The 18,778-nt window shown below is 62.0% G+C and carries 18 protein-coding genes; 11 read left to right on the forward strand and 7 right to left on the reverse strand.

All coding sequences use genetic code 11. The features are described 5' to 3' along the window. Positions 1–214 precede the first annotated feature (214 nt). From HU736_RS10645 to HU736_RS10655, 3 genes are all read right to left on the reverse strand, one after another. The gene (locus HU736_RS10645; RefSeq protein ID WP_103438228.1) at positions 215–1,879 is read right to left on the reverse strand and encodes a cation acetate symporter; all 1,665 of its coding nucleotides are present in this window, start codon (positions 1,877–1,879) and stop codon (positions 215–217) included. After that, a complete protein-coding gene (locus HU736_RS10650; RefSeq protein ID WP_101321679.1) occupies positions 1,876–2,187 on the reverse strand; it encodes a DUF485 domain-containing protein in 312 nt (103 codons plus the stop codon). The genes HU736_RS10645 and HU736_RS10650 overlap by 4 nt, the downstream gene beginning before the upstream one ends. Before the next feature lie 215 nt (positions 2,188–2,402). Further along, entirely contained in the window at positions 2,403–3,251 is an 849-nt protein-coding gene (locus HU736_RS10655) for a glycine betaine ABC transporter substrate-binding protein (RefSeq protein WP_186701525.1), read from the reverse strand. Positions 3,252–3,457: 206 nt separating this feature from the next. Between HU736_RS10655 and HU736_RS10660 the strand changes: the two genes are divergently transcribed. Then, positions 3,458–5,017 carry a glycoside hydrolase family 17 protein gene (locus HU736_RS10660; RefSeq protein WP_103438230.1) on the forward strand — a complete coding sequence of 520 codons (1,560 nt, stop codon included), beginning with the start codon at positions 3,458–3,460 and terminating at the stop codon, positions 5,015–5,017. Between the two features lie 3 nt (positions 5,018–5,020). Here HU736_RS10660 and HU736_RS10665 read toward each other — a convergent pair whose 3' ends face one another. Beyond that, entirely contained in the window at positions 5,021–5,398 is a 378-nt protein-coding gene (locus tag HU736_RS10665; RefSeq protein ID WP_186701524.1) for a hypothetical protein, read from the reverse strand. 229 nt (positions 5,399–5,627) lie between these two features. Between HU736_RS10665 and HU736_RS10670 the strand changes: the two genes are divergently transcribed. Continuing rightward, complete coding sequence (locus HU736_RS10670; protein ID WP_103438231.1) at positions 5,628–6,926, forward strand: serine/threonine protein kinase; 1,299 nt, start codon at positions 5,628–5,630, stop codon at positions 6,924–6,926. Further along, positions 6,919–7,734, forward strand: coding sequence for an MlaA family lipoprotein (locus tag HU736_RS10675; protein WP_103438232.1), 816 nt, complete (start codon positions 6,919–6,921; stop codon positions 7,732–7,734). The genes HU736_RS10670 and HU736_RS10675 overlap by 8 nt, the downstream gene beginning before the upstream one ends. 34 nt (positions 7,735–7,768) lie before the next feature. On the opposite strand, the gene HU736_RS10680 is transcribed toward HU736_RS10675, so the two are convergent. Beyond that, positions 7,769–8,911: a patatin-like phospholipase family protein gene (locus HU736_RS10680; RefSeq protein WP_103438233.1), complete on the reverse strand. Its 1,143-nt coding sequence runs from the start codon at positions 8,909–8,911 to the stop codon at positions 7,769–7,771. 25 nt (positions 8,912–8,936) lie between these two features. Next, positions 8,937–9,872, reverse strand: a complete 936-nt coding sequence (locus HU736_RS10685) for a lipid A biosynthesis lauroyl acyltransferase (RefSeq protein ID WP_186701523.1) — start codon at positions 9,870–9,872, stop codon at positions 8,937–8,939. Positions 9,873–9,983: 111 nt separating this feature from the next. Between HU736_RS10685 and minC the strand changes: the two genes are divergently transcribed. From minC to HU736_RS10720, 7 genes are all read left to right on the forward strand, one after another. Beyond that, positions 9,984–10,742, forward strand: coding sequence for a septum site-determining protein MinC (gene minC / locus HU736_RS10690; protein ID WP_103438235.1), 759 nt, complete (start codon positions 9,984–9,986; stop codon positions 10,740–10,742). A gap of 100 nt (positions 10,743–10,842) precedes the next feature. Next, the gene (gene minD, locus HU736_RS10695) at positions 10,843–11,655 is read left to right on the forward strand and encodes a septum site-determining protein MinD (RefSeq protein ID WP_186701522.1); all 813 of its coding nucleotides are present in this window, start codon (positions 10,843–10,845) and stop codon (positions 11,653–11,655) included. Positions 11,656–11,658: 3 nt separating this feature from the next. Further along, positions 11,659–11,913, forward strand: a complete 255-nt coding sequence (gene minE / locus HU736_RS10700; protein WP_101321688.1) for a cell division topological specificity factor MinE — start codon at positions 11,659–11,661, stop codon at positions 11,911–11,913. Between the two features lie 90 nt (positions 11,914–12,003). Then, the gene (locus tag HU736_RS10705) at positions 12,004–12,687 is read left to right on the forward strand and encodes an RluA family pseudouridine synthase (RefSeq protein ID WP_264081776.1); all 684 of its coding nucleotides are present in this window, start codon (positions 12,004–12,006) and stop codon (positions 12,685–12,687) included. Positions 12,688–12,758: 71 nt separating this feature from the next. Then, positions 12,759–14,048: a M18 family aminopeptidase gene (locus HU736_RS10710; RefSeq protein WP_103438238.1), complete on the forward strand. Its 1,290-nt coding sequence runs from the start codon at positions 12,759–12,761 to the stop codon at positions 14,046–14,048. 95 nt (positions 14,049–14,143) lie between these two features. After that, positions 14,144–14,311: a hypothetical protein gene (locus HU736_RS10715; RefSeq protein WP_178080787.1), complete on the forward strand. Its 168-nt coding sequence runs from the start codon at positions 14,144–14,146 to the stop codon at positions 14,309–14,311. A gap of 44 nt (positions 14,312–14,355) precedes the next feature. Next, on the forward strand, positions 14,356–16,533 hold the full coding sequence (locus HU736_RS10720) for a mechanosensitive ion channel family protein (protein WP_186701520.1): 2,178 nt from the start codon (positions 14,356–14,358) through the stop codon (positions 16,531–16,533). A gap of 78 nt (positions 16,534–16,611) precedes the next feature. Here HU736_RS10720 and HU736_RS10725 read toward each other — a convergent pair whose 3' ends face one another. Next, positions 16,612–17,325 (reverse strand): UTRA domain-containing protein, encoded by a 714-nt coding sequence (locus tag HU736_RS10725; protein WP_101321692.1) that lies wholly within the window; start codon positions 17,323–17,325, stop codon positions 16,612–16,614. A gap of 327 nt (positions 17,326–17,652) precedes the next feature. Here HU736_RS10725 and HU736_RS10730 point away from each other — a divergent pair, with 327 nt between their 5' ends. Beyond that, positions 17,653–18,714 (forward strand): ABC transporter substrate-binding protein, encoded by a 1,062-nt coding sequence (locus HU736_RS10730; RefSeq protein WP_186701519.1) that lies wholly within the window; start codon positions 17,653–17,655, stop codon positions 18,712–18,714. Positions 18,715–18,778: the final 64 nt, after the last annotated feature.

Consider the following 18,778-nt stretch of genomic DNA (forward strand, 5'->3'; position numbering starts at 1 on the left):
TCTCCTTGGATCCTGTAAGGAACGCCACAGGAAGCGTGCACAAGCGGCACAGCGCCGTTGGCAGGAGCGATTATTCGGAAATGCCGGTGGGCAAACTCTAGGATTGGTCTGACCGCGCTTGGGAAATTTCCCAGCGTGCGGGTTGAGCAGTTCTTGCCGCAGCAAAAACGACAACGCCCCGACTATGCGGGGCGTTGTTCATGCTCAGAGCAGGTTAGTGAGAAACCGCACCACTGGCACCCAGGCCGGTTTGCGAACGAACGAACTGCGGGAAGAACAGCGCACGCTCGTTGGCTGCCTCCTTGGACTTGTCGGTGACCGAGAAGAACCAGATACCGACGAAGGCAATCAGCATCGAGAACAGTGCTGGGTATTCGTACGGATAGATGGCTTTTTCGTGACCGAGGATCTGCACCCAGATGGTCGGGCCAAGCACCATCAGGCCAACGGCACTGATCAGGCCCAGCCAGCCGCCGATCATGGCGCCGCGGGTGGTCAGCTTCTTCCAGTACATCGAAAGCAGCAGAACCGGGAAGTTGCAGCTGGCGGCGATGGAGAACGCCAGGCCGACCATGAAGGCAATGTTCTGTTTCTCGAACAGAATGCCCAGGCCGATGGCCAGGATGCCGAGGAAGATCGTGGTGATCTTCGACACACGGATCTCGTCCTTGTCGTTGGCCTTGCCTTTGCGCCAGACGCTGGCATACAGGTCATGCGACACCGCCGAGGCACCGGCCAGGGTCAGGCCGGCAACCACCGCCAGGATGGTGGCGAAGGCCACTGCCGAGATGAAGCCGAGGAAGATACTGCCACCCACAGCGTCAGCCAGGTGCACCGCAGCCATGTTGTTGCCACCCAGCAGCGCGCCGGCGGCGTCCTTGAAGTCCGGGTTGGTGCTGACCAGCAGGATCGCGCCGAAACCGATGATGAAGGTTAGGATGTAGAAGTAACCAATGAAGCCGGTCGCGTACAGCACGCTCTTGCGCGCTTCCTTGGCATCGCTGACGGTGAAGAAGCGCATCAGGATGTGCGGCAGGCCGGCGGTACCGAACATCAGTGCCAGGCCCAGCGAGAACGCCGAAATCGGGTCTTTGACCAGGCCACCCGGGCTCATGATTGCTTCACCCTTGGCGTGTACCTTGATCGCTTCGGAGAACAGCGTGTTAAAATCGAAGTTGACGTGTTTCATCACCATCAGCGCCATGAAGCTGGCACCGGACAGCAGCAGCACGGCCTTGATGATCTGCACCCAGGTGGTCGCGAGCATGCCGCCGAACAGCACGTACATGCACATCAGGATGCCGACCAGAATCACCGCAACGTGGTAGTCCAGGCCGAACAGCAGCTCGATCAGCTTGCCGGCGCCAACCATCTGCGCAATCAGGTAGAACGCTACCACCACCAGCGAGCCCGAGGCCGACAGGGTGCGGATCTGTTTTTGCCCGAGGCGATAGGACGCCACGTCGGCAAAGGTGTACTTGCCCAGGTTACGCAGGCGCTCGGCGATCAGGAACAGAATGATCGGCCAGCCGACCAGGAAGCCGATCGAGTAGATCAGGCCGTCGTAACCGGAGGTGAACACCAGCGCGGAAATACCCAGAAAGGACGCCGCAGACATGTAGTCACCGGCAATCGCCAGGCCGTTCTGGAAACCGGTGATCTTGCCGCCGGCTGCGTAGTAGTCCGAGGCTGACTTGTTGCGCTTCGAAGCCCAGTAGGTAATCCCCAGGGTGAACAACACAAAGGCCAGGAACATGAGAATGGCGGCCATGTTCAGGGGCTGTTTCTGCACCTCGCCGGTGAGCGCGTCAGCCGCCCACACAGCGGGTGCGAAGACACCGCAGGCCAATACGGCCAAAGTTTTGGTAGGTCGCATCATTGCTTGGCCTCCGCCAGAATTGCCTTGTTCAGTTCGTCGAACTCGCCGTTGGCGCGACGCACATAGATGGCGGTCAGCACAAAGGCTGAAAGGATCAGGCCGACGCCCAGGGGGATGCCCCAGGTGATGGACGACTCTGGGCTGATCTTGGCGCCGAGCAGGTGCGGGCCATAGGCGATGAGCAAGATGAATCCGCAGTAGAGGCCGAGCATGATTGCCGAAAGAATCCAGGCGAATCGCTCGCGTTTGCTGACCAGTTCCTTGAAGCGCGGACTGTTCTGTATCGAGAGGTAAATGCTGTCGTTCATTGTTTTTGTCCTAGCAGCACAGATTATGGATAACCCACCTGTAACTTTATGCTGCTGTTGGACGCCAACCAGACGACCTTAGTCTTAGATGCAAGAGTGTTTTGCGGTTTTGGTAACAAACATCAGCCAGTGCAGTGTTGATTTGGCTGAAAACAGCGCGCCCAAGGTGACGACTCAACCTTGGGCGGCGATGCTGCTATGGCTCGTTCAACGCGTTACTTGGCAGTCCACTCCGCCACGCGCTCAGGGTGTTTGGCGACCCAATCCTTGGCCGCTTGTTCTGGCTTGGCGCCATCCTGAATGGCCAGCATGACTTCGCCGATCTCATCCTTGGACTGCCACTGGAACTTCTTCAGGAACGCTGCAACTTCCGGGGCCTTCTTCTCCAGGTCCTTGCTACCGATGCTGTTGACGGTCTCAGCCGCGCCGAACACGCCTTTCGGGTCTTCGAGGAACTTCAGCTTCCACTTGGCGAACATCCAGTGCGGCACCCAACCGGTGACAGCAATCGAATCCTGCTTTTTCTCGGCGCGGCCCAGTTCGGCGGTCATGCCGGCGCCGGAGCTGGCTTGCAGCTTGTAACCGGTCAGGTCGTAATCCTTGATCGCCTGCTCGGTCTTGATCATCACGCCCGAGCCTGCGTCGATACCGACGATCTTCTGCTTGAAGCTGGTGTCGGTCTTGAGGTCTGCGATGCTGTTGGCCTTGACGTACTCAGGCACGATCAAGCCAATCTTGGCGTCTTTGAAGTTAGGACCGAAGTCGACCACCTTGTCCTTGTTCTTGGCCCAGTATTCACCATGGGTCACCGGCAGCCAGGCCGAGAGAATCGCATCGAGTTTACCGGTCGCAACCCCTTGCCACATGATCCCGGCTGCCACTGCCTGCAGCTTGACGTCATAGCCGAGTTTTTCCTTGATAACCTCGGCGGCGACGTTGGTGGTCGCAACACTGTCGGCCCAGCCATCGACATAACCGATGCTTACTTCTTTAGCCATGGCCTGCCCAGCGCTCATGGCCAACAACAGGGCGGACCCCACCCCCAGCATACGTCGCATGTTCATCAATGCATCCCCTCGTCAGGTCTCGGAGATAGCATCATCAACCTGCAACAAAGCGCGACCTGCTCCAGCCGCGACCTCTACCTTAACCAGATGCGACAGCACTTGGCCATTAGCGCCATCGGCCGACATTGGCCTGCGCGATCCTTGCATGCCAATGCGTTGGCGCCGGCGATTTGCGGCTATCATCTAGCCCTTTGCGCCTGACGATGGACCGCCCGATGCCCCGCTCCGCCCGCAATCTGCTGCCACTCTTTCTATTCGCCTGCCTGCTCGCCCTTGCCGGGCTGGGCACGCTCTGGTACGGGCTGGGCAAGCCGGTGCTGCTGCCCGACGCCGCCAGCCCGACGCATAAACTGCAGTGCGCCTCGTACACCCCGTTCGACAAGGACCAATCGCCGTTCGACCAGCCGTTTCGCCTGCGGCCGGCGCGGATGGACGCCGACCTGGCCCTGCTGGCCGAACGTTTTCAGTGCATCCGCACCTATTCGATGACCGGTCTTGAGGCGATCCCGGCGCTGGCGCGCAAGCATGGCCTGAAAGTCATGCTCGGCGCCTGGGTGAATGCCAATCCGATCGACAGTGACAAGGAAGTCGCATTGCTTATTGCCGCGGCCAATGCCAACCCCGATGTGGTCAGTGCAGTGATCGTCGGCAACGAGACCCTGCTGCGCAAGGAAGTCACCGGCGAGCGCCTGGCCGAGCTGATCAAGCGGGTCAAGGCCCAGGTCACGGTGCCAGTGACCTACGCCGATGTCTGGGAATTCTGGCTGCAGCATCCACAGATCGCGCCGGCAGTAGACTTCCTGACCATTCACCTGCTGCCGTACTGGGAAGATGACCCACGCAGCATCGACCAGGCATTGGCCCATGTCGCCGAGGTGCGCCAGGTGTTCGGCGCCCGTTTTGCGCCCAAGCAGATCATGATCGGCGAGACCGGCTGGCCCAGCGAAGGCCGCCAGCGTGAAACGGCGCTGCCCAGCCGGGTCAACGAGGCACGCTTCATTCGCGGTTTTGTAGCGATGGCAGAGCAGAACGACTGGAGCTACAACCTGATCGAAGCCTTCGACCAGCCCTGGAAGCGCGCCAGCGAAGGTGCGGTGGGCGGTTACTGGGGGTTATACGACGCCGACCGGCAGGATAAAGGCATTCTCGAAGGGCCGGTCAGCAACCTGGCTCTGTGGCCACAGTGGTTGGCGGCGAGTGCGCTGTTGCTGCTGGCGGCGCTGCTGTTTGCCGGGCGCCCGGTCAATGCCCGGGCCGCACTGCTGCTGCCGTTGCTTGCAGCGATTGGTGCTGCCAGCCTTGGCTTATGGGGCGAATTGATGCGGACCAACGCACGCTTTGCCGGCGAATGGCTGTGGGCAGTGTTGCTGGCAGGCCTGAACCTGCTGGTGCTGGCCCACGCCCTGCTGGCCTTGGCGCAGCGCCAGGGTTGGCGTGAGCGGCTGTTTGCCTGGTTTGAAGCGCGCGCCGGCTGGCTGCTGCTGGCGGCGGGTTTTGCCGCTGCAGTGAGCATGCTGGCGATGGTCTTCGAGCCGCGTTATCGCAGCTTCCCGACTGCCTCGTTGCTGTTGCCGGCGCTGGTGTACTTGCTGCGACCAGTCGTGGCGCGTCGGGCCGAGGTGGCCTTGCTGGCATTCATCATCGGCGCGGGAGTGCTGCCACAGCTGTACCGTGAAGGGCTGGCCAACCAGCAAGCCTGGGCCTGGGCAGTGGTCAGCATACTGATGGTCGGCGCGTTGTGGCGCAGTTTGCGCACGCGCTGACGCTCATGCCAATCTGGCGACCTGTGCCTGACGCACCAGGCGCAAGCCGGCCAGCACCACCGCGAACACGGCGATACTGGCGGTATACAGCACCAGCGCGCTGAGCCCGAACAGCAAGCCGACAGCGGCCAGATACCAGCCGGCGCGGCCCTTGAGCAGTTGCGCGAGCACGCTCAGGGCCACAGCCAGCCAGGCAAGCAGCTGAAAATGAATCGCCAGGCCCAGCAGCGAGCGCACCTGGCATTGCCAATACTGCGCAGGCACGCCGCACAGGCCAACCCACTGGCCGTCCTCCATCAGCCCGTAGCGCACGCCATAGCTGGCTGCCAGCCACAACGGCAGGCACAGCAGCAGGACAATGACGGGCAATGAACGAGGCATGAAGATCTCCGGGCAAATGTAAACAAACGCCAGCATAATCAATGGCGGCATCTGTGCAAGGCAAGATTTCCCGGCAGCAGCTATGTTGCACAGAGCGATCGTTACCGCGCTATTCACTGGCGCGGTAAAAACTGGCATAACAAATGGCCATGCCCCGGCAACTTTGCCTGCTGGGCCGTGGTCAGAGCCTGCGTACCGTCATGCCTTGCCGAATATTCTGGGGGATTCAATGCTTCGATCACTGCGCCTCGCTGCCCTTCTGGGTGGCTTGCTTATGGCTGCGGCCGCCTCGGCGCGGGATATCGACGCCGCCAGCTATGGCTTTCCCTTGACCAACCCGTTCGAGGCGACAATTGCCTCCACCCCGCCTGAACTGCGGCCGACGCTGCCCAGTGATGAAGACATCACCCAGGCAGACTACAGCCTCACCCTGCGTCCGGAGCGTGAGTTCACCCTGCCGGACAACTTCTGGCCGGTAAAAAAGCTCAAGTACCGCATGGCCCGTCAGGACCACGAGGCGCCGCTGATCTTCATCATTGCCGGCACCGGCGCGCCCTACAGCAGCTCGACCAACGAATACCTGAAAAAGCTCTACTACCAGGCAGGCTTCCATGTCGTGCAGCTGTCGTCGCCGACCAGCTGGGATTTCATGAGCGCCGCTTCGCGCTTCGCCACGCCTGGCGTGACCAAAGAGGATGCCGAGGACCTGTACCGGGTCATGCAGGCGGTGCGCGCGCAGCACCCGCGTCTGCCGATCAAGGACTTCTACCTCACTGGTTACAGCCTGGGTGCTCTGGACGCGGCGTTTGTCAGCCATCTGGACGAAACCCGGCGCAGCTTCAACTTCAAGCGCGTACTGCTGCTCAACCCGCCGGTGAACCTTTACACCTCGGTGAGCAACCTCGACAAGCTGGTGCAGACCCAGGTCAAGGGCATCGACCGCAGCACCACGTTCTACGAGCTGATGCTGGAAAAGCTCACCCGGTACTTCCAGGACAAGGGCTACATCGACCTCAACGACGCGCTGCTGTATGACTTCCAGCGCTCGCGCGAGCATCTGTCCAACGAGCAAATGGCGATGCTGATCGGCACTTCGTTCCGCTTCTCGGCGGCCGACATTGCCTTTACCTCCGACCTGATCAACCGCCGCGGCCTGATTACCCCGCCAAAGCAGCCGATCACCGAAGGCACCAGCTTGACCCCGGCGTTCAAGCGCGCCCTGCAGTGCGACTTCGAGTGCTACCTGACCGAGCAGGTGATCCCGATGTGGCGCGTGCGCACCGACGGTGGCAGCGTGCTGCAGCTGGTCGATCAAGCCAGCCTGTACGCCCTTGAAGGCTACCTGAGCAAAAGCCCGAAGATTGCCGTCATGCACAATGCCGACGACCTGATCCTCGGCCCTGGCGATATCGGTTTTCTGCGTAAAGTATTTGGCGATCGGCTGACCCTGTACCCGCACGGCGGCCATTGCGGCAACCTTAATTACCGCGTCAACAGCGACGCCATGCTGGAGTTCTTCCGTGGTTAAACGACTGCTGCTCGTCACCGCTTTGCTCGCCGCCGGGCATGCCCAGGCCGAGGAGATCGCGCCGCGTACCAGCGTGATCGATGCCAACGTGGCCGATGCGCCGGTCGAGCAAAGCGATGGCTTTCTCGACCCGTTACGCTCGCTCAAATTCAACCCTGGGCTGGACCAGCGTGAGTTCGAGCGCTCGACCCTGACCGCGCTGAATGTCTACGATCCGCTGGAGTCGGTGAACCGGCGCATCTACCACTTCAACTATCGCTTCGATCAGTGGGTGCTGCTGCCTGCCGTCGACGGTTATACCGCGATCACGCCACGCTTCGTGCGTACTGGGGTGAGCAACTTCTTCAGCAACCTTGGCGATGTGCCCAACCTGTTCAACAGCGTGTTGCAGCTCAAGGCCGAGCGGTCGGCGAAGATCACTGCAAGGCTGATGTTCAACACCATCATCGGTGTCGGCGGCCTGTGGGACCCGGCGACCAAGATGGGCCTGCCGCGCCAGAGTGAAGACTTCGGCCAGACCCTGGGCTTCTATGGCGTACCCGACGGGCCGTACATCATGCTGCCGATCCTCGGCCCATCAAACCTGCGCGACACCACCGGGGTGGTGGTGGACTACGCCGGCGAACAGTCGATCAACTACCTGGACATGGCCAATGTCACCAGCGACCACCCGGAGATCCTGTTCCTACGGGCTGTGGACAAGCGCTACACCACTGCCTTCCGTTATGGCCAGCTGAATTCGCCGTTCGAATACGAGAAGGTGCGCTACGTCTACACCCAGGCGCGCAAACTGCAGATCGCCGAGTAATCAGCATATTGGGGCCGCTTTGCGGCCCCAAAACTTACAAGCCGAGAAAACGACTCAGCGCCCCCCGCTTGGCCAGGGCATCGCGCCGGCCCAGCTCGATCAGCTCGCTGCAATAACTCGCCTCGAACAGCAGATAACTCAACACCCCTGCCCCACTCGTGCGGGTTGCCCCGGGCCCACGCAGGAACATGCGCAAAGCCGCCGGTAACTGGCGTCGATGACGCGCGGCGATTTCATCCAGCGGCTGGCTCGGCGCAACCACCAGTACCTCGATCGGCGCCAGGCCCAGCGCCCGCGCATTCAAATGCGCCGGCAGCAGGTGGCTGAGGTGATTGAGCCGTTGCAACAGCTCGATGTCGTCTTCCAGGCTATCGATAAAGGTGCTGTTGAGCATATGCCCGCCGATCTGCGCCAGGCTTGGCTGGCGACCACTGAACAGACGCTGGCTGGGCAATGGCGGCGCCGGCCGTTGCGGGTTGCCGCTGACGCCGACCACCAGCACCCGGCTCGCGCCCAGGTGCAAGGCAGGGCTGATCGGCGCCGACTGGCGCACCGCACCATCGCCAAAGTACTCGTCGCCAAGCTTGACCGGGGCAAACAGCAAGGGGATCGCCGAGCTGGCCAGCAAGTGCTCGATGCTTAGCGCGGTTGGCACGCCAATCCGGCGGTGGCGCAGCCATGGCTGAATCGTCTCGCCGCCTTGATAGAAGGTCACTGCCTGGCCCGAGTCGTAGCCAAAAGCGGTAATGGCCACGGCGCGCAATTGCTCGCTGGCCAGCGCCTCGCCAATGCCGTCAAGATGCAGGTGCGCTTGCAACAGGCCACGAAGCGGGCTGCTATCGAGCAACGCCACCGGCACGTCGCCGCCAAAACCCAACAGGCTGTGGCTGACAAACCGGCTGGCCTGGCGAATCACCCCGGGCCAGTCGCTGCGCAGCACCAGGTGACTGCTGAAGTTCTGCCAGAAGGCGGTCAGGCGCTGCACCGATTCGGCAAAACGAGTGGCACCGCTGGCCAGCGTCACCGCATTGATGGCCCCGGCCGAGGTGCCAACGATCACCGGGAACGGGTTGGCCGCGCCAGGCGGCAGCAACTCGGCAATACCTGCCAGCACCCCCACCTGATAAGCCGCGCGGGCACCGCCGCCAGAGAGAATCAGGCCCGTGGTTGCAGTCATGTGATCCTCCCTGGAAGCACTGGCGTCAGCGCTGCTTCTTGTCGTATAGCCGTGGCGCGCCCTCAGGGCGGGACTTGAAGCGGCGATGCGCCCACAGGTATTGCTCCGGGCATTCACGCAGCACGCTCTCGACCCACTGGTTGATGCGCAGGCAGTCGGCCTCCTCGGTCTCGCCCGGGAAGTCCTGCAGCGGTGGATGCACAACCAAACGGTAACCGCTGCCATCCTCAAGCCGGCGCTGAGTGAACGGAATCACCCGCGCCTTGCCCAGACGGGCAAACTTGGTGGTAGCGGTAACCGTTGCCGCCGGGATACCGAACAGCGGCACGAACACACTCTGCTTGGCGCCGTAGTCCTGATCCGGTGCGTACCAGATCGCGCGGCCGCTGCGCAGCAGCTTGAGCATGCCGCGCACGTCCTCGCGCTCGATCGCCAGCGAATCGAGGTTATGCCGCTCGCGGCCACTGCGCTGGATGAAGTCGAACAGCGGATTGCCATGCTCGCGGTACATGCCGTCGATGGTGTGCATCTGGCCGAGCAGTGCGGCGCCGATTTCCAGAGTGGTGAAGTGCACCGCCATCAGAATCGCACCCTGGCCATCGCGCTGGGCGGCCTGCAGGTGCTCGATGCCTTCGATATGCGCCAGCTGCGCCAGCCGGGCCTTTGGCCACCACCAGCTCATGGCCATTTCGAAGAAGGCGATGCCGGTGGAGGCGAAGTTTTCTTTAAGCAACCGCAGCCGTTGGTCGGCGGAAAGCTCAGGGAAGCACAGCTCGAGGTTGCGCGCAGCGATGCGCCGACGCTCGCCGGCAAAGCGATACATCACCGCGCCCAGCGCACGGCCCAGCGCTAGCAGTGCCCGATAAGGTAGTTGCACAGTCAGCCACAGCAGCCCCAGGCCCAACCACAGGCCCCAGAATCGCGGGTGGAGAAAATAACGACGAAAACGCGGGCGTTCCATTCAAGCTTCCGGAAAGACAAAGGCCGCGCATTCTACAACGGATCGCCTCCGGTTGCGGGCAACCCGCGTTCTCGTTATAAGTCAGGGCACTTTTTCCGTTACAAGCCGTCTATGCAGACCATGAGCCCAAACCACACCCCCGAACACGCCCCCGCGTTCCAGCTCAAGGGCAGCATGCTTGCCATTACCGTTCTGGAACTGGCGCGCAACGACCTTGAATCGCTGGACCGCCAGCTGGCGGCCAAAGTCGCCCTGGCACCGAATTTCTTCAGCAATACACCACTGGTGCTGGCGCTGGACAAACTGCCGGCCGGCGAAGGCGCCATCGATTTGCCCGGGCTGATGCGCATCTGCCGCCACCATGGCCTGCGCACTCTGGCGATCCGCGCCAACCGTATCGAAGACATCGCTGCGGCGATTGCCATCGACCTGCCCGTGCTGCCGCCGTCCGGTGCCCGCGAGCGGCCATTGGAGCCTGAGCCGGAAGTAAAGAAGCCCGAGCCAGAACCAGTGCCGGTGGTGCCCGCCGAGCCGGAAGTGCGGCCGACCCGGATCATCACCACGCCGGTGCGCGGTGGCCAGCAGATCTACGCCCAGGGCGGTGACCTGGTGGTGACCACATCGGTCAGCCCGGGCGCGGAACTTCTTGCCGATGGCAACATCCATGTCTACGGCGCAATGCGTGGTCGGGCCCTGGCGGGGATCAAGGGCAACACCAAGGCGCGCATCTTCTGCCAGCAGATGACCGCAGAGCTGGTCTCGATTGCCGGTCAGTACCGGGTCTGCGAAGACCTGCGTCGCGACCCACTGTGGGGTTCGGGGGTACAGGTCAGCCTGTCTGGCGATGTGTTGAACATCACCCGGCTTTAACGGATACTTGCGGCATTTTTAGAGCAACTTTTTCATCGTTGCCGTTTTGTGCTTTTTCAGGGACTGCTGTCCCGACTATTTTATTTAGGGGTGAAACACCTTGGCCAAGATTCTCGTGGTTACTTCCGGCAAAGGGGGTGTGGGCAAGACCACCACCAGCGCCGCCATCGGTACCGGCCTGGCCCTGCGCGGGCACAAGACTGTCATCGTCGACTTCGACGTCGGCCTGCGTAACCTCGACCTGATCATGGGCTGCGAGCGTCGCGTAGTGTACGACTTCGTCAACGTGGTCAACGGCGAAGCCAACCTGCAGCAGGCCCTGATCAAGGACAAGCGCCTTGAGAACCTGTTCGTGCTGGCCGCCAGCCAGACCCGCGACAAAGACGCGCTGACCCAGGAAGGCGTCGAGAAGGTCCTGATGGACCTGAAGGAAAACTTCGAATACGTGGTCTGCGACTCCCCTGCGGGTATCGAAAAGGGCGCCCACCTGGCCATGTATTTCGCCGACGAAGCGATCATTGTGACCAACCCGGAAGTCTCCTCGGTACGTGACTCGGACCGCATGCTCGGCCTGCTGGCAAGCAAGTCGCGCCGCGCCGAGCGTGGTGAAGACCCGATCAAGGAACACCTGCTGATCACCCGCTACCACCCAGAGCGCGTGAGCAAGGGCGAAATGCTCGGCGTCGAAGACGTCAAGGACATCCTTTCGGTTGACCTGGTTGGCGTGATTCCGGAATCGGAAGCCGTGCTCAAAGCCTCGAACCAGGGCGTGCCGGTCATCCTCGATGACCAGAGCGATGCAGGCCAGGCCTACAGCGACACCATCGACCGCCTGCTCGGGAAGACCCTTCCTTTGCGGTTCATCGAAATGCCGAAGCAAGGATTCTTCGCGCGCCTGTTTGGAGGCAAGTAAACCATGAACCTTTTTGACTTCTTTCGTGGCAGACAGAAACAGAGCAGTGCGTCGGTAGCGAAAGAGCGTCTACAGATCATCGTGGCGCACGAGCGCGGTCAGCGCACCACGCCGGACTACCTGCCGGCGCTGCAGAAAGAACTGGTCGAGGTGATCCGCAAGTACGTCAATATTGGCAACGATGACGTGGTGGTTGCCCTGGAGAACCAAGGCAGCTGCTCGATCCTCGAGCTGAACATCACCCTGCCCGAGCGTTAATAAACGCTGCGGGCACACCTGCAGGAGCGGCCCTGAACCGCGAAGCAGCCACTGACGCAACCAGAACATCTGGTGCCGTCCGTGGCTGTTTTGCGGTTCAGGGCCGCTTTTGTCAGTTTTTCCAGAGAAGACGCACCAATGCCCCTGTCGAACGTGCACATCCTTCATCAGGACGACGCTGTCCTGGTCATCAACAAGCCGACCCTGCTGCTTTCGGTGCCGGGCCGCGCCGACGACAACAAGGACTGCCTGATCACCCGCCTGCAGGAAAACGGCTACCCGGAAGCGCTGATCGTGCATCGCCTCGATTGGGAAACCTCGGGGATCATCCTGCTCGCTCGGGATGCCGACAGTCATCGAGAACTGTCGCGCCAGTTTCATGATCGCGAAACCGAAAAGGCCTACACCGCACTGTGCTGGGGCCAGCCTGCGCTGGACAGCGGCAGCATCGACCTGCCACTGCGCTATGACCCGCCGACCAAACCGCGGCATGTGGTCGACCATGACCAAGGCAAGCATGCACTGACCTTCTGGCGCATCGTCGAGCGCTGTGGCGACCATTGCCGGGTCGAGCTGACGCCGATCACCGGCCGCTCGCATCAACTGCGCGTGCACATGCTGTCGATCGGCCATCCGCTGCTCGGCGACCGGCTGTACGCCAACCCGGAGGCGCTGGCTGCTCATGAGCGTCTATGCCTGCACGCGAGCATGCTCAGCTTTACCCATCCGGTTAGCGGCGAGCGCTTGAAGTTCGAGTGCCCGGCTCCGTTCTGAAGTCGCTGTGCGCCGACACAAAACGTCGCAGAACTGCGTTAAACTCGCGCCATTGCTGTCTGGAGTGAACTATGCGCGATGTTTTGAACCAGGGCCTGATCGAATTCCTCAAGGCCTCCCCGACGCCCTTCCACGCCACGGCAAGCCTGGTCCAGCGCCTCGAAGCCGCTGGATTTCAGCGCCTCGACGAGCGTGACAGCTGGGCCACCGTGCCTGGCGGGCGTTACTACCTGACCCGCAACGACTCGTCGCTGATCGCGATCAAGCTCGGTTCGCTGTCACCGCTGCTGAGCGGTATCCGCATGGTTGGCGCGCACACCGACAGCCCGTGCCTGCGAGTCAAGCCGCAGCCTGAACTGCAGCGCCAAGGCTTTTTGCAGCTGGGCGTCGAAGTCTACGGCGGCGCGCTGCTGGCGCCGTGGTTCGACCGCGACCTGTCGCTGGCCGGGCGGGTAACCTTCCGCCGCGACGGCAAGGTCGAAAGCCAGTTGGTCGACTTCAAGCTGCCGATCGCGGTGATCCCCAACCTGGCGATCCATCTCAATCGCACCGCCAACGAAGGCTGGCCGATCAATGCCCAGCTCGAACTACCGCCAATCATCGCCCAGGTGGCCGGTGATGAGCGGGTCGATTTCCGCGCTGTGCTCACCGAGCAGTTGGCCCGCGAACACGAACTGAATGCCGACGTGGTGCTCGACTACGAGCTGAGCTTCTACGACACCCAGGACGCGGCCCTGATCGGCCTCAATGGTGACTTCATCGCCGGCGCTCGCCTCGACAACCTGCTGTCGTGCTATGCCGGCCTGCAGGCGATGCTGGCAACCGACAGCGACGAGACCTGCGTGCTGGTCTGCACCGACCATGAAGAAGTCGGGTCCAGCTCGGCCTGTGGCGCCGACGGCCCAATGCTCGAACAAACCCTGCAGCGCCTGCTGCCGGATGGCGACGAATACGTTCGCGTGATCCAGCGTTCGCTGATGATCTCGGCCGACAACGCCCACGGCGTGCACCCCAACTACGCCGACAAGCACGACGGTAATCATGGGCCCAAGCTCAATGCCGGGCCGGTGATCAAGGTCAACAACAATCAGCGCTACGCCACCAACAGCGAAACCGCCGGGTTCTTCCGCCACCTGTGCATGGCTGAAGAAGTACCAGTGCAGAGCTTTGTGGTGCGCAGCGACATGGGTTGTGGTTCGACCATCGGCCCGATCACCGCGAGCCACCTGGGTGTGCGCACGGTCGATATCGGCTTGCCGACCTTTGCCATGCACTCGATCCGCGAGCTGTGCGGCAGCCATGACCTGGCTCACCTGGTCAAGGTTCTGAGCGCGTTCTACCGCACCCGCGAACTGCCGTGAAGGCAACCTGCCGAGGGTCAATGGCCACCCTCGGCGCAGCCGCTATGCTGGATGCATAGTGGCTCTCCAGTTACCCCGCAGAAGGATTCTGTCGCATGTCGCCCTTTCTCTCGTTGTTCGTTCCGGTATTCCTGTTCCTGATGCTGCTGACCATCGGCTTCAGCCTGCGCGAGCGCAACGCCGGGGTGCTGATGATGTGGATCGGCACCTTGGGCATTTTCGGCATCATGTGCTGGAAGATCCTCGAGAAACTGCCCACATAAACCTCTACACTCGGTCGATCGATTGTCCTGAGGTAGTTTTTCCGGTGCCTGTCTTCCTGCGTTGCCTGACCCTGCTGCTGTTGCTGTTCATCACGCCGAGTTATGCCGCCGGCATTCCCGGCCTGCTCGGCTCGAACGCGCCGGCACAACCGCAAGCCAGCGAGCCGCTGGCAAAGTCGCTGGACGAGGTGATCAAGAACCTCGAAAACGACCAGCAACGCAGCAAGCTGCTGGCCGACCTGAAAAAACTCCGTGATGCCAGCAAACAGACCCAGGCCAACCCGGAACAAGGTGTGCTCGGGCTCATCAGCGGCGCCCTGCATGACATTGAAAAGCAGTTCAGCGGCGATGAAAGCCCGTTTCGGCGTTGGTCGCTGGAAATCAATCAGGCCCAAGATGAGCTCAGCGCGCTGATGGTGCCGGTGCAGCAGTGGCCGGCGATTCTGTTCGGCTTCGCGGCTGTGATTGCGGTGTGGAGCTTGCTGGCCATGCTGTTCAACTGGATAGGTCAGCGCGTGCGCCTGCGCTTCGGTCTCAAGGCTGAGCTGCCGCAATACCCTCGCACCGGTGACCTGGTGTTGTTTGCCTTGCGCAAACTGGGGCCTTGGCTGGTGGCACTGATCATCACCGTCTACCTGAGCTTCGCCCTGCCCCCATCGCTGGGCAAATCGATGGCGATGGTGCTGGCTTACGCCTTGGTAGTGGGCACCTGCTTCTCGGCGATCTGCGTGATTGCCTTCTCCCTGCTCGATGGCCCGCACCGCCACCGCGCCCTGCATATTCTGCGGCATCAGGCGTTTCGCCCGCTGTGGCTGATCGGCAGTTTCGCGGCGTTTGGCGAAGCGATGAACGACCCGCGCCTGACCGCAGCGCTGGGCACCCATCTGGCCCACGCTCTGGCGACCATGGCCAACGTGCTGGCGGCGCTGTGCACCGGATTGTTCGTGCTGCGCTTCCGCCGCCCGATTGCCCACCTGATTCGCAACCAGCCACTGTCGCGTCGGCTGAACCGGCGCACCCTGAGTGACACCATCGAGATTCTCGGCAGCTTCTGGTTCATTCCGGCAATGATTCTGGTGGCGATCTCGCTGGTGGCCACCTTCGTTTCCGCTGGCGATACCAGCACGGCCCTGCGCCAGTCGCTGATGTGCACCGTGCTGGTGGTGGTGTGCATGGTAGTCAATGGCCTGGTGCGCCGCCACGCGGCCAACCCGAAGCGGATCAATCGCCGTCAGGCGGTGTATGCCGAGCGCTTGCGCAACTTTGGCTACGCCCTGCTGCATGTGCTGATCTGGCTGGCGTTCATCGAGCTTGGCCTGCGCGTCTGGGGCCTGTCGATGATCGGCTTTGCCGAAGGCGAAGGGCATGACGTCAGCCTGCGTCTGCTCGGCCTGGCCGGTACCCTGATCGCCGCCTGGCTGGTGTGGATCCTCGCCGACACGGCGGTGCATCATGCGCTGGTGCGCTCGCGCCGTGGTCTGGCCAACGCCCGCGCGCAGACCATGATGCCGCTGATCCGCAACGTCATGTTCGTGGCCATCTTCATCATTGCGGTGATTGTCGCCCTGGCCAACATGGGCATGAACGTCACGCCGCTGCTGGCCGGTGCCGGTGTCATCGGCCTGGCCATCGGCTTTGGTGCGCAGTCGCTGGTCGCCGACCTGATCACCGGGCTGTTCATCATCATCGAAGACTCACTGGCCATCGACGACTATGTCGAAGTCGGCGGCCACCTGGGCACCGTCGAGGGCCTGACGATACGCACCGTGCGCCTGCGCGATATTGATGGCATCGTGCATACCATCCCGTTCAGCGAAATCAAGAGCATCAAGAACTACTCGCGTGAGTTCGGCTATGCGATCTTCCGCGTGGCCGTGCCTCACGGCATGAGCATCGACAAGGCCATCACCCTGATCCGTGAGGTCGGCCAGACCCTGCGCAGCGACCCGCTGATGCGCCGCAACATCTGGTCGCCACTGGAGTTGCAAGGGGTGGAAAGCTTCGAGGCCGGCCAGGCGATCCTGCGGGCGCGCTTCAAGACTGCGCCGATCAAGCAGTGGGAAGTGTCGCGGGCGTTCAACCTAGCGCTCAAACGCCAGCTTGATGAGGCCGGCCTGGACCTGGCGATGCCGCGCTTGTCGGTGCAAGTGGTCACAGCAGGAGGCGGCGGGCTGAGCGAAGCGGTTGCCAACGAAACGCCAGCAGCAAAGCCGTCTCTATAATCGCTCTATAATTGCCTATAAATCTTTTGGGAGGCACCGTAAGGTGTCTTCCAGCATGCAGCTCTGCATGGAAACCAACTACCCCGCCTCCGCCCTGATCCGCACTGCATCATGGCGCCAGTACTCCAGGTCGCAGTCGATCAGATGACCCTGCTGATCGCAGTTGACCCGGGTCACCTGTAGGCCCGGGCTGCCCGCCGAAATCTTCAGCGCGCTGGCGGCAGCCAAGGGTAGCGCGGTGGGCAGGATCTCGAAGCAGACCCGGCCATATTCAATCTGATACTCGCGAGCGTAGATCTCGGTCAGCGACTGACTGAGGTCCTGCTCGAGAATCTGCGGGAAGTACGCTGGCGCCAGGTAGTGCTCGGTATACAGCACTGCGCGCCCGTCAATGCGCCGGACCCGGCAGATCTGCACCACGCTGGACAACCCCGGCAGGCGCAAGCGCGCGCAGATCGCCGCCGAGGCCGGCTGCAGGCGCGCCGACAACAGCTCGGTGGCCGGCACCCGCCCCTGCTCGCGAACCATCGCGTGGAAGTGGCTACGGGCAATCAGGTCATAGCTTAACCGCTGCGGCGCAACGAACCAGCCACGGCGCTCTTCGCGATAGATCAAACCCTGTGCCTCCAGCTGCAGCAGTGCTTCGCGCAGGGTGATGCGCGTGGTGGCGAAGACTTCACTGAGTTTGCGCTCGGCCGGCAGTTTGCCGCCCGGCGCCAGCAGGCCGTGCTCGATCTGCTCCTGCAGGGCATGACAGATGACTGTTACCGCGCGCGCTGGCGTCGCTTGCATCAAAGGTTACCTATCTGGACTAGTCCAGCCCCACCACAGGGTAACTGGAGAATAGTGCAAGCCTAGATACAGGCCATGAACATCCGGTTACAGGAGCGCTTGGGACGTCGGCGAAAATGCATCAGGCCAGGCGAATCAAGGCCTGGGATCTGGTCTACGCTGTATTTTCAGGCATCCCGGTAGGCCGGCCAAGCCGCTGACCTACATCAAACTGTCACGCTGGCAGCCTACCTTGGCGCAAGGTTTGCTGACCTAGACCACTTACGTCACGCGCACGGTTTGCATCCTCATATCGCCTGCAAGGCATTCCCACCCAAGGAGCTTCGGATGAAACAGTTTTTCATGGCGTCATTGCTCGGTTCGGCCATCGCCCTGTGCACCTCGGCAATGGCCGCCGACGACCTCAAGACACTGGAAGATGCAGCCCGCAAGGAAGGCGCGGTGAACAGCGTGGGCATGCCCGATGCGTGGGCCAACTGGAAAGCCACCTGGGATGACCTGGCCAGCAAGTACGGCCTCAAGCACATGGACACCGACATGAGCTCGGCGCAGGAAATCGCCAAGTTCGAGTCGGAAAAGGACAACGCCAGCGCCGACATCGGTGACGTCGGTGCCGCCTTTGGCCCGATCGCCGTGGCCAAGGGCGTGAGCCAGCCGTACAAGCCAAGCACCTGGAATCAGGTACCGACCTGGGCCAAGGACCAGGACGGCCACTGGGCGCTGGCCTACACCGGCACCATTGCTTTCATCATCAACAAGCAGCTGGTCAAGGAAGGCGAGCGGCCAAAAACCTGGCACGACCTCGAGAAGGGCAAGTACAAGGTCGCCATCGGTGACGTCGGCACCGCAGCCCAGGCGGCCAACGGCGTGCTCGCTGCGGCCATCGCCTACAAGGGTGATGAACGCAACATCGAGCCAGGCCTGCAGCTGTTCACCAAGCTGGCTCAGCAGAAACGCCTGTCGCTGGCCAACCCGACCATCCAGACCCTGGAGAAAGGCGAAGTGGAAGTCGGCGTGGTCTGGGACTTCAATGGCCTGAGCTACCGCCAGCAGATCGACCCTGAGCGCTTCGAGGTGTTGATCCCGGCTGACGGCTCGATTACCTCGGGCTACACCACCATCATCAACAAGTACGCCAAAAACCCCAACGCGGCCAAGCTGGCTCGCGAATACATCTTCAGCGACGCCGGCCAGATCAACCTGGCCAACGGCCACGCGCGGCCGATCCGTGCCGAGCACCTGAAGCTGCCGGCTGATGTACAGGCCAAGCTGCTGCCCAACGAGCAGTACGCGCCGGCCCAGCCAATCAAGGACGCCACAGCCTGGGAGACCACCTCCAAGGCGCTGCCGCAAAAATGGCAGGAGCAGGTCATCATCGAGATGGAATGACGCTTGCTTGGGTAATGCTCTGAACAGCTCTCTGCACCGTAACAGTGGGGCAGAGGGCAACCCC

This window comes from Pseudomonas shirazensis, from assembly GCF_014268785.2.
Taxonomy (GTDB): domain Bacteria; phylum Pseudomonadota; class Gammaproteobacteria; order Pseudomonadales; family Pseudomonadaceae; genus Aquipseudomonas; species Aquipseudomonas shirazensis.

Bases quoted from the DNA above. Each gene is read 5' to 3' on its own strand.
- HU736_RS10680 (WP_103438233.1), bottom strand. From the start codon at position 8,911: ATGACTGCAACCACGGGCCTGATTCTCTCTGGCGGCGGTGCCCGCGCG.
- HU736_RS10715 (WP_178080787.1), top strand. From the start codon at position 14,144: ATGTCGCCCTTTCTCTCGTTGTTCGTTCCGGTATTCCTGTTCCTGATG.
- HU736_RS10660 (WP_103438230.1), top strand. From the start codon at position 3,458: ATGGACCGCCCGATGCCCCGCTCCGCCCGCAATCTGCTGCCACTCTTT.
- HU736_RS10665 (WP_186701524.1), bottom strand. From the start codon at position 5,398: ATGCCTCGTTCATTGCCCGTCATTGTCCTGCTGCTGTGCCTGCCGTTG.
- minC (WP_103438235.1), top strand. From the start codon at position 9,984: ATGCAGACCATGAGCCCAAACCACACCCCCGAACACGCCCCCGCGTTC.
- HU736_RS10710 (WP_103438238.1), top strand. From the start codon at position 12,759: ATGCGCGATGTTTTGAACCAGGGCCTGATCGAATTCCTCAAGGCCTCC.
- HU736_RS10650 (WP_101321679.1), bottom strand. From the start codon at position 2,187: ATGAACGACAGCATTTACCTCTCGATACAGAACAGTCCGCGCTTCAAG.
- HU736_RS10730 (WP_186701519.1), top strand. From the start codon at position 17,653: ATGAAACAGTTTTTCATGGCGTCATTGCTCGGTTCGGCCATCGCCCTG.
- HU736_RS10670 (WP_103438231.1), top strand. From the start codon at position 5,628: ATGCTTCGATCACTGCGCCTCGCTGCCCTTCTGGGTGGCTTGCTTATG.
- HU736_RS10655 (WP_186701525.1), bottom strand. From the start codon at position 3,251: ATGAACATGCGACGTATGCTGGGGGTGGGGTCCGCCCTGTTGTTGGCC.
- HU736_RS10725 (WP_101321692.1), bottom strand. From the start codon at position 17,325: ATGCAAGCGACGCCAGCGCGCGCGGTAACAGTCATCTGTCATGCCCTG.
- HU736_RS10685 (WP_186701523.1), bottom strand. From the start codon at position 9,872: ATGGAACGCCCGCGTTTTCGTCGTTATTTTCTCCACCCGCGATTCTGG.
- minE (WP_101321688.1), top strand. From the start codon at position 11,659: ATGAACCTTTTTGACTTCTTTCGTGGCAGACAGAAACAGAGCAGTGCG.
- HU736_RS10645 (WP_103438228.1), bottom strand. From the start codon at position 1,879: ATGATGCGACCTACCAAAACTTTGGCCGTATTGGCCTGCGGTGTCTTC.